A 16555-nucleotide genomic window follows, 5' to 3' on the forward strand; every position below is an offset into this window, starting at 1 on the left:
CGCTTAGCGCTCGCCTACTAATTCTTTTGCGCGCTTTTTCATTTTGAGAGAAATACGATTGCGCTTCAACATCGAGAGGTACTCGACAAACACCTTGCCCTGCAAGTGATCCATCTCGTGTTGCAAGCAGACCGATAACAAACCATCTGCCTCTACTTCAAATTCCTTTCCATTGATGTCGAGCGCTTTTACTCGAACTACCGCTGGGCGATCAACTTCATCGTAATACTCTGGCACAGAAAGACATCCCTCGCGCCATGATTTTTTTTCTGGGCTTGCCCAAACTAATTCTGGATTGATGAACACCATTAGCTCATCTTGATTGTCAGAAACATCAATCACCACAATTCGCTCATGAATATCAACCTGTGTTGCAGCCAAACCAACCCCAGGCGCTTCGTACATTGTCTCGGCCATGTCGGCCACAATTTTTTTGATGCGTGCGTCTACCTGCGCTACAGGTTTGGCAACCTTATGTAGGCGTGGATCTGGGTAGCAAAGGACGGTTAATAAAGCCATATCGGAATTATCCAACAGAGTAATAAAGCTGTCCTGATAGTTCTCTCTTGCCCCATGCTGAAAATTGCTTTATGAACACCCTAAAAAATCCAGGCATCACCCAAATTCATCAAAACACCCCTTGCTATCCTTCTCGCCTATTGGATTTGTACGACCCTCCCAATTCACTCTATATATATGGGGATATTCGCTTGCTGGATTCCCCGATGATTGCCATTGTTGGATCCCGCAACGCCAGCCAAAAGGGAATTAGAAATGCCCGCTATTTTGCTCAAGCCCTATCTGCGGAGGGCTATCTCATTATTTCGGGCTTAGCCAGGGGTATTGATGGCGCCGCCCACTTAGGCGCCCTTGGACAGAAGTGGGACCAGCCAACCATCGCAGTATGCGGAACAGGGCTGGACATTGTGTACCCCAGAGAGCACCAAAAATTAGCCCAAGCGATTGGTAAGAGCGGCTTACTGGCGTCTGAATTAGAGCCAGGATTGGGGCCAAAAGCCTGGCACTTTCCACGCAGGAACCGCATTATTGCCGCCCTAGCACTAGGAATCCTAGTAATCGAAGCAGCTGAGCGCTCTGGCTCATTGATTACAGCCAGACTAGGCGTCGAGCTTGGTCGTGAGATCTTTGCAATTCCTGGGTCGATACATCACCCCCTGTCCAGGGGCTGTCACCAGCTACTTCAGCAAGGTGCCAAACTAGTCCAAACTCCAAAAGATATCCTCGAAGAACTCAAAAATTGGTGAAAACTGCATTTAAACCCCATTAAAGACCCATTTTAAGAAAATTTAGGTATTAATGGGGTCTTTCGAAACCCCAAAAATTGAGGGTTTTGGACTTTTGTTAATTTATCGGTTAATAATAAAAAAAGTGTGGGGAAGATTAGCCCAAAAATGGATTTAATTTGGCTTCCTATTTGCATCCAATAAACATCATTTCAAGCTCAAATTTAGGCAAAACGCGTGGCAACTAAAGCAACTACCAAAAAAAGCAGCTCAAAGACTTCAACCGTGGATCACCCTAAGGCGCTGATCATTGCGGAGAAACCTTCTGTTGCAAATGACATTGCCAAGGCTTTAGGAGGCTTCACTAAATATGAGGACTATTTCGAGAGCGATGACTTTGTTATCTCTTCTGCGGTAGGCCACTTATTAGAAATTGCTGCCCCCGAGGAATTTGATGTCAAGCGTGGGAAATGGTCGTTTGCAAACCTACCAGTTGTGCCGCCCTATTTTGATTTACGCCCGATTGCTAAAACTGAATCGCGTCTCAAGGTATTGCAAAAACTCATTAAGCGTAAAGATATCAACGAACTTATTAATGCATGTGACGCGGGCCGTGAAGGTGAATTAATTTTCCGCTTGATCGCGCAGCATGCGAAAGCGCCACAGGCCATTAAGCGTCTCTGGCTGCAATCTATGACCCCAGCAGCGATTCGGGATGGCTTTGCTTCACTGCGTAGTGATGCCGACATGCAGCCTCTAGCAGATGCAGCACGCTGCCGCTCTGAAGCAGATTGGATGGTTGGCATTAACGGCACTCGCGCAATGACTGCATTTAATAGCAAGAGCGGTGGATTCTTTTTAACGACAGTTGGCCGAGTACAAACACCAACCTTATCAATCGTTGTAGAGCGCGAAGAGCTGATTCGTAAATTTATCTCTAAAGACTATTGGGAAGTTAAGGCCGAATTTATTGCTGCAGCCGGCGTATATGAAGGCCGCTGGTTTGACCCCAAGTTTAAAAAAGATGTTGATGCTCCAGATGCGCGCGAGAATCGCCTATGGAGTGAGGCTGCTGCACAAAGCATTGTGGCCGCGTGCCGCGATAAAAAAGCAAGCGTCAAAGAAGAAGCTAAGCCAGCAACTCAGCTAGTGCCCCAGCTGTTTGATTTAACAAGTTTGCAACGCGAGGCCAATGCACGCTTTGGCTTCTCCGCCAAAAATACCTTGGGCCTGGCTCAAGCGCTTTACGAGCGTCATAAGGTGCTTACTTATCCACGTACGGATGCTAAGGCTTTGCCCGAAGACTACTTGGATACCGTGAAGCAGGCCATGGAGAACCTGGCGGAGAGCTCATCAGAATATCGTCCATTTGCTAAACAAATTTTGCAAGGCGATCCTAAAGATCCAAAGGCAAAAGCTGGATATGGCTGGATCAAGCCAAACAAACGTATTTTTGACAACTCAAAAATATCTGATCACTTTGCGATCATCCCAACCTTAGAGTCTCCAAAGAGTCTAAGCGAGCCAGAGCAAAAGTTGTATGACTTGGTAGTCCGTCGCTTCTTAGCAGTGTTTTATCCTGCTGCCGAGTTCCGTGTCACCACTCGTATTACCGAAGCATCAGGCCATCACTTTAAAACCGAAGGCCGTGTTCTAGTATTCCCAGGCTGGCTAACAGTCTATGGCAGGTCCAACCAAGCAGATGATGAACTGGTGGCCGTACAAGAAGGTGAAACCGTACAAACCGAGCCCATCTCCGCCATCCCATTAAAAACCAAACCCCCTGCTCGCTATACCGAGGCAACCCTGCTATCCGCCACGGAAAGTGCTGGCAAATGGGTAGACGATGATGAGATGCGTGAAGCCATGGCTGAAAAAGGTTTAGGAACACCAGCAACCCGTGCGGCGATTATTGAAGGCTTACTAGCAGAAAAATATATGGTTCGCGAAGCGCGTGAGCTGATTCCTACGGCCAAAGCATTCCAATTAATGACGCTATTGCGCGGCCTGGATGTAGAAGAATTAACGCGCCCTGATCTCACGGGTAGTTGGGAAAACAAGCTCTCTCTAATTGAGCGTGGCAAGATGAATCGCGACACTTTTATGCAAGAAATTGCACAGATGACGCAACGCATCGTCAAACGTGCCAAGGAGTATGACAGCGATACTATTCCCGGTGACTATGCGACCATGTCTACACCCTGCCCACACTGTAATGGCGCGGTTAAAGAAAACTATCGTCGCTTTGCATGTGAGAAGTGCGGGTTCACGATTAGCAAAACTCCGGGTGGACGTGCATTTGAATATCCAGAGGTAGAAGAGCTGCTTCGTGAAAAAACTATTGGGCCGCTCCAAGGCTTTCGCAGCAAGATGGGCAGGCCATTTGCGGCAATTATTAAGTTAAGCGAAATTCCTGAAGATGATGCCGACTATCCCAATGCGGGCTTTAAGCTTGAGTTTGATTTTGGCAATACACAAGAAGATGAATCTGAAGCAATCGACTTTACCGGCCGTCAGGCTTTAGGTGTTTGTCCAAAGTGCTCTGGTGCTGTGTATGAAGATGGCATGCGCTATCTTTGTGAGAACAATACCGGCCCAAATAAATCGTGTGATTTCAAAACGGGTAAGGTCGTTTTGCAACAAGAAATTTCTGCGGAGCAAGTTCAAAAATTGCTAGCAGAGGGCAAAACAGATTTGCTAACCAATTTCAAATCCAACCGTACTGGTCGTGGCTTTAAGGCTTATCTTGCTTTAGGCGCAGATGGCAAAATTGGTTTTGAGTTTGAAGCCAAAGCGCCCAAGGCTGGTGCTGCCGCTAAAGCGCCAGCGAAGAAACGTGCGGGTGCCAGCGCAGCCACTAAGTCTGCAGCGAAGCCTAAGCGTGCCAGCAAAGCAAAGTCACCTTCAAGCACTTGAGCAGTAATGAGCTTGGCCGCTAAAGCCGACCACAACACACCTCTTGATCCCAGGGCTGTTGCCAAAAATATCCCTGGGCGTTGAGTGAGTGCTCCAATAATCGGCAAGCGATCGCCAGCAACACAACGCACGCCGACAAAGCTTCCTGACTTCTGAAGATGGCTAATATCACCCTCTTCATAATCTAGTAAATCCTTTGCCTGCTCGCGATTAAAGTCATCGCTTGTATCCCAATCCCGCAGATCGGACTCTCCTTCATCAAAGCTAGAGCCCACTATCCACTGGTAACTTCCATCGGGTAATTTCTTGGCTGGCAAACAATAGCCATCACCCGAGATGGCGGTACGAGGTAATTTTGGCGCCCACGCACTTTTTTCTTCAATCGAAAAAATGCTCAGCTGTCCACGTACCGGTCTCAAAGGCAGACGCACGTCGGTGCTTGCGGCTAAGTTTTTGGTTTCTAACCCTGCTGCAATAATGGCCTTGCCAGCGGTCATGATGGTGATGCTCTGGGGGTCAATCAAGCGCCAGCCCGAAGGGGTTTTCTCCAATCGGGCCACTGTAGTATTCCAGCAGCAAGTCAATTTTGTGTGGGGAGCCAACGCAAGATGCGTTGCTTCAAATAAATTCAACGATGCCCCGCGAGGGAGCCAAATTCCGTCTTGAGAAATTCCACAAGCTTCCATTGCCTCATTTGCATACAGCCCTTGCGCTAAGCCTTCATCAAGATTAAGTGACTGCAAATAGTCTGCAACATCATCCTGATTAAAAACTTTATCCTTCTTATTTGGTTGAAAGATGCCATGCTGATTCCAGTGCTTGCCCCAGCGGGCTTCGGCCATCAAAAATGCAATGCGAGTTAAACGTAATAAACGGGAGGCACCTCGACCAACATGCGGATGAGCAATAGCATAGGCGTGACTAGAACATGCGGATGCGGGGTGGGGGGCTGAATCAAGGATGCAAACTGTTTGACCGCGTTCAAGCAGTTCATTGGCAATGCTAGATCCCGCAATGCCTGCCCCAATCACCACGATGTCGTGGTGTTGGGGTGGGGCCATTAAATGCGGATGTTTTTGAATAGGCTTCTTAAATTCCTAGGGGTACCTAGGCGTTTAAGCGCTTCTCAATTTTGCTACGAGCTTCGATTAACTCTTTAGGCAAACGCTCACCTAGATGCTCGAACAATTCTGAATGCAGCTTGAGCTCGTTTTTCCAATCGTCAACAGCAACGGTAATGGCTTTTTCAAACTTGTCTGCTGAGTAATCGAGACCATTCCAATGCATATCAGCATGCTCTGGGCAAATACCAAATACAGTTTCTTTACCTTTGGCTGTGCCTTCAGCACGACCCAAAATCCAAGAAAGCACACGCATGTTTTCACCGAAACCAGGCCATACAAACTTGCCGTTTTCATCTTTGCGGAACCAGTTCACGCAATAGATTTTTGGTAGCACAGCGCCTTCAGCAGCAAGCTTACTTCCAACATTCAACCAATGCTGGAAGTAATCGCTCATGTTGTAACCAGCAAATGCAATCATAGCAAATGGATCACGACGAACAACGCCGACCTGGCCAGTAATCGCAGCGGTAGTTTCAGAGCCCATTGTGGCGGCCATGTAAACACCTTCTACCCAGTCACGCGCTTCACTTACCAATGGCACTGTGTTTGAGCGACGACCGCCAAACAAGAATGCATCAATCGCCACGCCCTCAGGATTGTCCCAATTTGGATCTACTGCAGGATTGTTTGTAGCAGCTACAGTGAAGCGTGAATTTGGATGCGCAGCTTTACGGCCAGCGGCACCATCAGCAGGAGTCCAATCCTTACCTTGCCAGTCAATTAAATGTGCTGGAGGTGTGTCAGTTAAACCTTCCCACCAAACATCACCATCATCAGTTAAACCAACGTTAGTGAAGATCACATCTTGATTTAATGAATCGAGACAGTTTGGGTTGGTTTGGCGGTTTGTTCCGGGAGCAACGCCAAAGTAACCAGACTCTGGGTTAATCGCAAACAAACGCGTCTTACCTGTAATAGGGTCTTTGCGCGGCTTGATCCATGCAATGTCATCGCCAACTGTAGTGACCTTCCAACCCTCGAAGCCTTTTGGAGGAATCATCATAGAGAAGTTGGTTTTTCCGCAGGCAGATGGGAAAGCCGCAGCAATATGGTATTTCTTACCCTCAGGTGAAGTTACACCCAAGATCAACATGTGCTCAGCTAACCAGCCTTGATCACGACCCATATTGGATGCAATACGCAAAGCAAAACATTTTTTACCTAGCAATGCATTGCCACCGTAACCAGATCCAAAAGACCAAATCTCACGAGTTTCTGGGTAGTGAACGATGTATTTGTTTTTGTTGTTGGGCCAAGCAACGTCTTTTTCGCCTACAGCCAATGGCTTGCCAACCGTGTGGATACAAGGAACGAATTCGCCAGTGGCGCCAAGCTGATCAATCACGGCTTTGCCCATACGGGTCATTAAGCGCATGTTGATAGCAACATAAGGGCTGTCAGACAACTCAATGCCAATATGGGCGATTGGGGAGCCAATCGGGCCCATAGAGAACGGCACTACGTACATTGTTCTGCCGCGCATGCAACCATCAAACAATGGCTGGAGGGTGGCACGCATTTCACTGGGCTCTACCCAGTTATTGGTTGGGCCAGCATCTTCTTTTTTTGCAGAACAGATAAATGTGCAGTCCTCAACACGAGCTACGTCATCAGGGTCTGATAGCGCTAAGAAAGCGTTTTTGCGTTTTGCTGGGTTGAGGCGCTTGAATACGCCCGTATTTACCAGTAACTCACAAAATTCATCATATTCAACCTGGGAGCCATCACACCAGTGAATCTTGTCTGGCTTGGTTAGAGCGGCAACATCTGCAACCCATTGAATGAGTTTTTGATTTTTTACGTACTCAGGTGCATTGGTATTGATAGTCATTAGAGTCCTATGAAATGTAATGTTTTTGATCGCACTATTTTAACATTTTGGGCGTATTTTTAGGCGCAAGACGGCCAAGAGCAAACCCTTTACTTGCCAATGCAAAACTGGCTAAATATCTTGCCTAAAAGATCATCTGGGAGCAATTTTCCAGTGATCTGCCCAAGCCGATCTTGTGCTAAACGGAGCTCTTCTGCAAATAACTCCAGCGATATGTTGCCATCTGCAGCGAATTGTTGAGATTTATCCAGATGGGTTGCCGCCCGATCCAGACAGTCGAGATGTCTTCTGCGAGCCACAATGGCACCCCCTTGAGAGCCACCCCAACCAACCGATTCTAGGATTTTTTGTTTTAGGGCCTCAATCCCATCGCCAGTCTTGGCCGAAATAAGTAAAGATGGATTTTCACTATGGCCGGGCTTAGCATTGCCCAATAAGTCCGATTTGTTATTCACCTCTAGAACGGGGCACTTTAGTGGGAGGGCCTTCAATATTTGGGCCTTTAACTCCAAAACAGGTGCGCTATCGATCGTATTAATTGAATTTGGGTCTTGCAGAAAAATAACCAGGTCTGCTGCTCGTATTGCCTCCCAAGACCGTTCAATTCCCTTTGCCTCAACTAGATCGCTGGTCTCACGTAGACCTGCCGTATCAATAATGTGCATCGGAACACCGTTTATGGTGATGCTTTCCTTAACGCGATCCCTTGTGGTGCCAGCGATAGGAGTGACAATTGCCACCTCTTCACCAGCCAAGCGATTAAGAAGCGAACTCTTTCCAACATTGGGGGCGCCAGCCAAAACTAGCTGAATGCCATCGCGCAAAATCTTGCCCTGTTTTGCACCTTCTCTCAGCCTGTGCAATTTTTCCATCACCGTGCTCAAGCGCCGGCGAGCTTGGGCATTCTCCAAAAACTCAATCTCTTCTTCAGGAAAGTCCAAGGTGGACTCAACCAAAATGCGTAATTGGGTAATTTCTTCTATCAAGCTATTAATGTCGTTTGAGAAGGCGCCCTGCAATGAGCGCGCTGCCGCACGTACTGCTGCCTCACTTTGAGCATCAATTAAATCTGCAATAGCCTCTGCTTGAGCTAAATCGATTTTGTTATTGAGATATGCGCGCAAAGAAAATTCGCCCGGCTCTGCAATAACCAAGCCTTGATCTTTTCCCAGCTCGAGACACCGTTTCATGACCAACTCTAAAAGCTGGGGGCCCCCATGGCACTGCAGCTCCAAGACATCTTCACCAGTAAAGGAGGCGGGGGCAGCAAAGTAAATTGCAATTAGTTGATCAATCGTCTCACCCCGTGAATCACTAAGAGTAAGGAGATTGGTCTGACGGGGCAGAAGTGTCTTCTGAAATAAAGCTTCTGCGAGCGGTAAAAGCCGAGATCCACTAATGCGAATAACGCCAACCCCAGCCTTACCCGGCGCGGTGGCAACCGCAATGATGGGTAGCTTTCTCGTCATCATTGCGGGTACTCCTTGTTTATTTTTTATCGGCTAAAGATTTATTTAGCCGGCTTTTTTCCAAACATTTGATTGATTTGCCACTGCTGAGCAATTGAGAGTAAGTTGTTCACCACCCAATACAAGACCAAGCCTGCCGGGAAGAAGAAGAACATTACAGAAAATACAAGCGGCATGTACATCATCACCTTCGCCTGAATTGGATCGGGCGGTGTTGGATTCAATTTGGTTTGCACAAACATTGAAGCTGCCATAATGATTGGCAAAATGTAGTACGGGTCTGGAACTGATAAATCATGAATCCAACCAATCCACGGTGCATTGCGCATTTCTACTGAAGACAACAGAACCCAGTACAAGGAAATAAATACAGGAATCTGAATGACTACTGGTAAGCAGCCACCCAAAGGATTAATTTTTTCCTTGCGGTACATCTCCATCATCGCTTGGTTTAATTTTTGTGGCTCACCCTTGTATTGCTCTTTCATGGCAAGTAGGCGCGGCTGAACCTCTTTCATGCGCGCCATTGATTTATAGCTAGCGGCAGACAGCGGGAAAAACACCAACTTAATCAAGATAGTCAAAAGGATAATTGACCAACCCCAGTTGCCAACATAGGCATGGATGTTCTCCAGCAACCAGAAAATAGGTTTAGCAAGAATGGTGAGGTAGCCGTAGTCCTTCAATAAAGCAAACCCTGGTGCAATCGTTTCTAAAACACTTTCCTCTTGTGGACCGACAAACAACTTTGCTTTTTCAACAACTGTTGTTCCTGGTGCAACTACGCCCAAAGGTGTTTGCATACCAATGCGGTAAAGGTTGTTATCAATCTTTCCAGCATAAATATCTCGCGCCTCTTTATCGCTAGGAATCCACGCACTAGCAAAGTAATGCTGAACCATAGCAATCCAAGCGAGGTCGCCAGCTGGAACTTGCGTTGGAATAGTGATCTTGTTTTTATCAATCGCCGTGAATTCAAGCTTATTGAATTTTTCCTTTTCGGTGTAAGTGGCAGGGCCGGTAAAGGTGCTTGCTGAAAACGCGCCATTAAAAGGTCCAATTTTTTGCTCTTGCGAGGCGTCGCGCACGATCTCTGTGTAGAGAACTAGTGGTGCCGCATTTGCATTACTTTGTGTAACTCGATGTCCAACATCAACAACGTAACTGCCGGGACTTAAGACAAATGTCTTCTCTAGTTTTACGCCGTTGCGCTCGCTAGCCAAAACAATAAAAGGCTTTCCGGATCCATCTTTCCCGGACTGCACTAATTTAAACGTTGTGGTGTGGTTGGGTAAACCTCCGTTACCCATAGCAATTAAGCCAGAACGTGCAAAGTATTTATGGTTCGGTGCGTATTGAAATAGTTCAACTGGTTTCTTTTCTGCTGTCAGCTGCTTAGGTAGCTTCGCATCAATAATGTTTGCACCATTGGCGCTGATTTCCAAAATCAACACATCGTTTTGCAATACAAACTTTTCTGATGTTTCAATTGCGCTGGTAACAATTGCAGGCGTTTGATTTGGCGCTGGAATGTTTGGGTTTTGTACTGGAGATGGAATATCAATTTTGCTTGCCTGAGCTTTATCAACTACAACAGCAGTGCTTGCAGGGTTTCCACCAAACATCGGTGGCTTTCCTTCATGAACTTGCCAGTTGTTGTACAACAAGAGGCCCGACATGGGAAAGATTGCCCAAAGAATTGTTTTTTTATAGTCCATTTGCATTCACTTAAGATGATGAGATGTTGGTTTTACTGCTGGGTCGTAACCGCCCTGTGACCATGGATTACAACGCAAAATACGCCATACCATTAGCCTAAAACTTTTAAAAAATCCGTAATTCGCAAAGCAATCGCATGCGTATTGAGAACAGGAGGGCGCAAACTTACAATGCATGCCAATAAAAGGGCTGAGTGCTACTTGATAAAGTCGCACAAACTTAATGGCTACCCTGTTTGCCGGTTGCACGTTAAATTAGCCCTGCAATTTGTGTTCGCAGAATTTCTTTTTCTTTGCTTCTGAGTTTCCCGCGGGTTTCGCGACCAATTGGTTTTTTCAGTTTCACCACAACATCACTGTTGAGATTTATAGCTTGAGCGCCCCTGACTAATTCTCGGATCATGCGCTTTAATTGGTTTCGGTCTACCGCGCGTTTAGCTAATTTTTTGGCTACCGCAATACCTAAATCTGGCCTGGTGCCTTGATCGGAAGACGCCAAATACAAACCCCAATACAAACTTGTCTTGGGGCGTGTTTTTAGTAATTCAGAAATCCTGGCGCTATTCAACTGCTAAATTAAACAGCCAGACGTTTGCGGCCTTTAGCACGACGTGCGTTTAATACTGCGCGTCCGCTCTTGGTTTTCATGCGAATACGAAATCCGTGAGTACGTTTGCGACGTGTTACTGAGGGTTGATATGTTCTTTTCATGATTCATCCTGCAAAACCCCGTATTTTCCTTGTTGCCAAACAAAAGGTCAACCGCTGCGGAAGAATATATAGGTATTTTTCTCTATTTTATTGGTGTTAATTTTGTAATCATGTGATTTTATTGGGTTTTATATTTTTATTCACAAGTTATCCACAGGTTTTCCACATTTTTCCAGCTTGTGAATAACTTTATTGGCTGGCTACAATGGATCCTCCAAAAATATGAGTAACTTACAAAACCCTCCCACATTGAATTCACTTAGCCCACTGGGGTTTTGGGACAGCGCACTTGGTGCGCTTGCCCGCGAACTCCCCCCCCAACAATTTAAGACTTGGATTCAGCCATTAAGTTTGGTTTCCTATGATAAAAGTGAGCAATCACTCATATTGGGAGCACCAAATAGGTTTAAGCTTGATTGGATTAAGAAGACTTTTTCCGACCGCTTCCAAGAGATGGCCGACGAGTATTTTGGCCGCCCAATCACCTTGAGTTTTGTTCTCAACATTGAGGGGTCGAACACGCAATCACCAGAAATTAGCTCACCCCCTCAAGATAAATTTGAGCAGCAAGAAGTGCTAATGGGCTCGGACAGCAGCTCTACAGAAGAGCAATCCTTTGAAACCGAAGACCACTCTAAATTAAACCCAAACCTTACTTTTGAGACTTTTGTGACTGGCAAGGCCAATCAACTTGCAAGGGCGGCATCTATTCAGGTTGCCCACAACCCCGGCACCTCATATAATCCCATGTTTTTATATGGCGGGGTTGGCTTAGGTAAAACACATTTAATTCATGCGATTGGGAATCACCTTCTAAAAGAGAAGCCTAATGCTCGAATTCGATACATTCATGCTGAGCAATATGTCTCTGATGTGGTTAGGGCTTATCAGCAAAAGGCTTTTGACCGATTTAAGCGTTACTACCATTCGCTTGACCTGCTTTTAATAGATGACATCCAATTTTTTAGTGGCAAATCCAGAACGCAAGAGGAGTTTTTCTACGCCTTTGAGGCGCTGCTAAGCAATAAAGCCCAAGTCATCATCACAAGCGACACCTACCCCAAGGAAATGGCTGGAATAGATGATCGACTAATTTCACGCTTTGACTCAGGGCTTACGGTTGCAATTGAACCGCCAGAGCTGGAAATGCGAGTTGCTATTTTGATGAAAAAAGCTCAAAGTGAGGGCATCCCCATGAGTGAGGATGTGGCTTTTTTTGTGGCAAAACACCTCAGATCAAATGTGCGTGAGCTTGAAGGGGCGTTAAGGAAAATTTTGGCATTTGTACGCTTCCACGGCAAAGAAGTCACGATTGATGTAGCTCGAGTAGCCCTAAAGGACCTGCTCTCAATCCAAAATCGCCAAATTTCGGTTGAAAACATACAAAAGGCAGTTGCAGACTTTTACAGCATTAAAGTGGCTGACATGTACTCAAAAAAGCGTCCGGCAAACATTGCTCGACCTCGTCAAATTGCGATGTTTATGGCCAAAGAATTAACTCAAAAGAGCCTGCCGGAGATTGGTGAGCTGTTTGGTGGGCGTGACCACACAACTGTTTTACATGCGGTTCGGAAGATTGGTGAGGAACGCTCCCACGATGGGCAACTTAACCACGAAATCCACGTTATTGAGCAAACCTTAAAGTCTTAGGTTTTTTGCCTGTGGATAAGGTTGTGGACAACTTAATGGATAACTTTGGGGACAACATGTGGATAAATTGTGGAAAGCTAGCGCTTCATGCAAAAATAGGGTGTTGATAAAAAGTTATCCAACATTTATACAGCGTTTATACAAAAGTTTTCCACAGGTTTTTTGGGTTTTAATGGGTTGTTTTATATAAGGTTTTTGAGTTATCCACTGAAAAAAAGAAGTCTTATTACTACTAATAAGATGTATACAAGGATTTAAAAGCAATGCAACTCATAAACACTTCGCGCGATAGTTTATTGAAACCACTCCAGGTAGTTAGTGGCATTGTTGAACGTCGACACACCTTACCAATCTTGGCAAACCTATTGTTTAAAAAACAGGGTGATAAGGTATCCTTTGTGTCAACGGATATAGAGATTCAAATTACCACTAACGCTAGCTTTGGTGTTGGTGCTGAGGATGTCACTACTACGGTGGCTGCAAGAAAGTTATTAGATATCTTGCGTGCACTTCCAGAAGGCCCGGTTGCACTTAATCTTAAAGATAATAAGATGGTTGTACGGAGCGGCAAAAGCCGTTTCTCCTTACAAACACTTTCTGCAGTTGAATTTCCTGTCATGCAAAGCGTTGGTGAAGTGACTGCAAGTTGGAAGATGACTCAAAAGAGTTTTCGTCAATTAGTTAATCAAGTTCATTTCGCAATGGCGCAACAAGATATTCGTTATTACCTAAACGGCATGTTGTTGGTTGTTGAGGGTAAACAAGTGATTGCAGTAGCCACTGATGGTCATCGCTTGGCTTACTCGCAAGTTGAGTTAGCGGAAGCTTCTGTGGGTTCTGGGCAAAGGCAGGAAATCATCATTCCACGTAAAACTATTTTGGAGTGCCAACACCTACTTGAAGATTCAGATGAGTTGTTAGAGATGAGTCTTACATCAAATCAAGTGAAATTTTCATTTGGTGATATCGAGTTGATTTCAAAACTCGTGGAAGGAAAGTTTCCCGATTTTCAACGAGTCATTCCTAAGGGGCATAAAAACTCTTTAGTAGTTGGGCGTGATGTTTTGCAGTCAGCCTTACAGCGTGCAGCAATTCTGACAACCGATAAATTTAAAGGTGTACGTTTTTCTTTGTCGCCAAATCGAATTACTGTTCAATCAACCAACGCTGAACAAGAAGAAGCGCAAGAAGAGATTGAAACTGAATACAGTGGTGATGCCGTTGAAATTGGTTTCAATGTGAGCTACCTCTTAGATGTTTTATCAAACTTGAAAAATGAAAAAATTCAAATTAGTTTGGGTGATGCGAATAGTAGCGCCGTGATTACCTTGCCTGGTCCTGAAGATTTCAAGTATGTTGTGATGCCAATGCGTATTTAATTTAGAAAAAAATGACTGAAGAAAAAAAGGTAGTAGAGCAGTACGGTGCATCATCGATCCAAATCTTAGAAGGTCTTGAGGCTGTTCGTAAACGTCCAGGAATGTATATTGGAGACACCTCCGATGGCACGGGTTTGCATCATTTAGTTTTTGAGGTTTTAGATAACTCAATTGATGAAGCGTTGGCAGGGCATTGCTCTGAAATTACCGTCGTCATTCAAACTGATAATTCCATTTCTATTGTTGATAACGGGCGCGGCGTTCCAACGGGGATTAAATACGACGATAAGCATGAGCCAAAAAGAAGTGCGGCTGAAATTGTGATGACTGAGTTGCATGCTGGCGGCAAGTTTGACCAAAATAGTTATAAGGTCTCCGGTGGTTTGCATGGTGTGGGTGTTAGTTGTGTAAACGCGCTCTCAAAATGGTTGAAGCTTACTATTCGCCGCGATGGTAAAGCGCATTACATGGAGTTTGCGCGTGGTGTTATTCAAAACCGCAACATTCAAGAAGAAAATGGTGTTGCAGTTTCACCAATCACTATTACAGGTGATACGGCTTTATCAGGTACTGAGGTACATTTTTTAGCAGACGAAGAAATTTTTGGAAACATTGAGTTTCACTATGAAATTCTTGTAAAGCGTATTCGTGAACTCTCATTTTTAAATAATGGCGTTCATATCAAATTAATTGATCAACGCTCTGGTCAAGAAGAGGGTTTTGCTTTCTCTGGCGGTGTTAAAGGTTTTGTTGAGTACATCAACCAAACTAAAAATGTCTTACACCCTAATATTTTTTACGCAGAAGGTATTCGCCCATCAGATTTAGGTGGCAACATTACTGCTGAAGTATCTATGCAATGGAATGATAGTTTTAGTGAGCAGGTTTTATGTTTCACTAACAACATTCCCCAACGCGATGGTGGTACCCACCTTACCGGCTTGCGTGCTGCTATGACCCGTGTCATTAATAAATATATTGATGAGCATGAGGTTGCCAAAAAAGCCAAAGTAGAAATTTCTGGTGATGATATGCGCGAGGGTCTAGCTTGCGTATTGTCAGTCAAGGTTCCTGAGCCAAAATTTTCTAGCCAAACAAAAGATAAGTTGGTCTCCAGTGAGGTTCGCGGGCCAGTAGAGGAAATTGTTGCAGAAGCGTTGAGCGCTTATCTGCAAGAGCGTCCAGCTGATGCAAAAATCCTTTGTGGAAAAATTGTAGATGCTGCTCGTGCTCGTGAGGCAGCTCGTAAAGCTCGAGATATGACTCGCCGCAAAGGGGTTTTAGATGGCTTAGGCCTTCCTGGAAAATTGGCAGATTGCCAAGAGAAAGACCCCACCAAATCTGAATTATTTATTGCCGAGGGAGATTCTGCGGGCGGTTCTGCTAAGCAGGGGCGTGACCGACGTTTTCAAGCGATTCTTCCTCTTAAAGGAAAAATCCTCAACGTTGAAAAAGCTCGATTCGATAAGATGTTGGCCAGCCAAGAGGTGGTTACCTTAATTGCCGTTCTCGGAACTGGTATCGGTGTTGAGGAATTCAAAGCCGATAAGCTGCGTTATCACCGCATTATCATCATGACCGATGCTGACGTTGACGGTAGTCACATCCGCACACTTTTACTCACCTTCTTCTATAGACAGATGCCTGAGTTGATTGAGCGTGGCCATATCTATATTGCACAACCACCTTTATATAAAGTGAAGTTTGGTAAGAATGAGCAATACATTAAAGATGATGCAGAGTTGAATCAATTACTCTTAAAGATTGCGTTGGAGTCGGCATCACTTCAAACCCCAGCGGGCGAAATTATTGAGGGTGCAGTATTGGGTGAATTGGCCAAACACTATCAAGTCATTCAATCGGTTGTGGATCGCTTATCTCGCACCATTGATGAAGATGCTTTGCGTGCAATCGCCTCTGGTACCCAACTTAACTTAGACACAGAGAAGTCAGCAAACGAGTCTGCTGAGCTTTTGCGTCAGGCACTTGCCGACTCTTTAAATCCTCTAGCACTGCCCCCAGAAATTATTGTGCAAAAGGAAGGGCGCACCGATCGCTACAAACTCTTACTTTCCCGTCGCATTCATGGCAACCTAAAGTTATCGGCAATTAACTCCGATTTTGTTCATGGCGATGATTATCAAAGCTTGTCAAATGCTGCTGCAGTTTTATCGGGTAAAGTATTGCCAGGCTCAAAGGTTCGCCGTGGCGATCCAGATAAAAATCAAAAAGAGCAAGCCATTCAAGATTTCAGGGCCGCCTTTTCTTGGCTGCTTTCCGAAGCTGAGCGAGTGCTCAGCCGTCAGCGCTATAAGGGTCTTGGTGAGATGAACCCCTCCCAGTTGTGGGAGACCACCATGGATGCTGGTTCAAGAACTCTGCTCCAAGTCAAAATTGAAGATGCGATTGCTGCTGACCAAGTCTTTACAATGCTGATGGGTGATGAGGTTGAGCCGCGCCGCGCCTTTATTGAGAAAAATGCCTTAATTGCTCGCAACTTGGATGTTTGATAA

At 45.4% G+C, this 16555-nt stretch carries 12 protein-coding genes and 1 pseudogene; 5 read left to right on the plus strand and 8 right to left on the minus strand.

What is annotated here, in order from left to right; genetic code table 11:
* Positions 1-3: 3 nt before the first annotated feature.
* Positions 4-519 carry a peptide deformylase gene (def, locus tag DXE44_RS09350; RefSeq protein WP_197712879.1) on the minus strand — a complete coding sequence of 172 codons (516 nt, stop codon included), beginning with the start codon at positions 517-519 and terminating at the stop codon, positions 4-6.
* 71 nt (positions 520-590) lie between these two features.
* Here def and dprA point away from each other — a divergent pair, with 71 nt between their 5' ends.
* On the plus strand, positions 591-1265 hold the full coding sequence (gene dprA / locus DXE44_RS09355; protein ID WP_114654192.1) for a DNA-processing protein DprA: 675 nt from the start codon (positions 591-593) through the stop codon (positions 1263-1265).
* 216 nt (positions 1266-1481) lie between these two features.
* Positions 1482-4160 carry a DNA topoisomerase III gene (locus tag DXE44_RS09360; RefSeq protein WP_114654193.1) on the plus strand — a complete coding sequence of 893 codons (2679 nt, stop codon included), beginning with the start codon at positions 1482-1484 and terminating at the stop codon, positions 4158-4160.
* On the opposite strand, the pseudogene mnmC1 reads toward DXE44_RS09360, so the two are convergent.
* From mnmC1 to rpmH, 7 genes and pseudogenes are all read right to left on the minus strand, one after another.
* Positions 4130-5221, minus strand: a pseudogene (gene mnmC1 / locus DXE44_RS10840) (FAD-dependent 5-carboxymethylaminomethyl-2-thiouridine(34) oxidoreductase MnmC1); the annotation flags it as partial. The gene DXE44_RS09360 and the pseudogene mnmC1 sit on opposite strands and share 31 nt — an antisense overlap.
* A gap of 46 nt (positions 5222-5267) precedes the next feature.
* Positions 5268-7115, minus strand: a complete 1848-nt coding sequence (locus tag DXE44_RS09370; RefSeq protein WP_114654195.1) for a phosphoenolpyruvate carboxykinase (GTP) — start codon at positions 7113-7115, stop codon at positions 5268-5270.
* Between the two features lie 89 nt (positions 7116-7204).
* A complete protein-coding gene (mnmE, locus tag DXE44_RS09375; protein ID WP_415065556.1) occupies positions 7205-8584 on the minus strand; it encodes a tRNA uridine-5-carboxymethylaminomethyl(34) synthesis GTPase MnmE in 1380 nt (459 codons plus the stop codon).
* 41 nt (positions 8585-8625) lie between these two features.
* A complete protein-coding gene (yidC, locus tag DXE44_RS09380; RefSeq protein ID WP_114654422.1) occupies positions 8626-10302 on the minus strand; it encodes a membrane protein insertase YidC in 1677 nt (558 codons plus the stop codon).
* Positions 10303-10308: 6 nt separating this feature from the next.
* The gene (yidD, locus tag DXE44_RS09385; RefSeq protein ID WP_114654197.1) at positions 10309-10551 is read right to left on the minus strand and encodes a membrane protein insertion efficiency factor YidD; all 243 of its coding nucleotides are present in this window, start codon (positions 10549-10551) and stop codon (positions 10309-10311) included.
* Between the two features lies 1 nt (position 10552).
* Positions 10553-10801, minus strand: a complete 249-nt coding sequence (locus tag DXE44_RS09390; protein ID WP_231970645.1) for a ribonuclease P protein component — start codon at positions 10799-10801, stop codon at positions 10553-10555.
* Positions 10802-10878: 77 nt separating this feature from the next.
* Positions 10879-11013, minus strand: coding sequence for a 50S ribosomal protein L34 (rpmH, locus tag DXE44_RS09395; RefSeq protein WP_011903922.1), 135 nt, complete (start codon positions 11011-11013; stop codon positions 10879-10881).
* Between the two features lie 222 nt (positions 11014-11235).
* Here rpmH and dnaA point away from each other — a divergent pair, with 222 nt between their 5' ends.
* From dnaA to gyrB, 3 genes are all read left to right on the plus strand, one after another.
* Complete coding sequence (gene dnaA, locus DXE44_RS09400; RefSeq protein ID WP_174221128.1) at positions 11236-12663, plus strand: chromosomal replication initiator protein DnaA; 1428 nt, start codon at positions 11236-11238, stop codon at positions 12661-12663.
* Between the two features lie 263 nt (positions 12664-12926).
* On the plus strand, positions 12927-14042 hold the full coding sequence (dnaN, locus tag DXE44_RS09405; RefSeq protein WP_114654198.1) for a DNA polymerase III subunit beta: 1116 nt from the start codon (positions 12927-12929) through the stop codon (positions 14040-14042).
* 11 nt (positions 14043-14053) lie between these two features.
* Positions 14054-16552 carry a DNA topoisomerase (ATP-hydrolyzing) subunit B gene (gene gyrB, locus DXE44_RS09410; RefSeq protein ID WP_114654199.1) on the plus strand — a complete coding sequence of 833 codons (2499 nt, stop codon included), beginning with the start codon at positions 14054-14056 and terminating at the stop codon, positions 16550-16552.
* Positions 16553-16555: the final 3 nt, after the last annotated feature.

Origin of the sequence: Polynucleobacter necessarius, assembly GCF_900095175.1 — a bacterium.
In the GTDB taxonomy this organism is placed as follows: Bacteria; Pseudomonadota; Gammaproteobacteria; order Burkholderiales; family Burkholderiaceae; genus Polynucleobacter; species Polynucleobacter necessarius_I.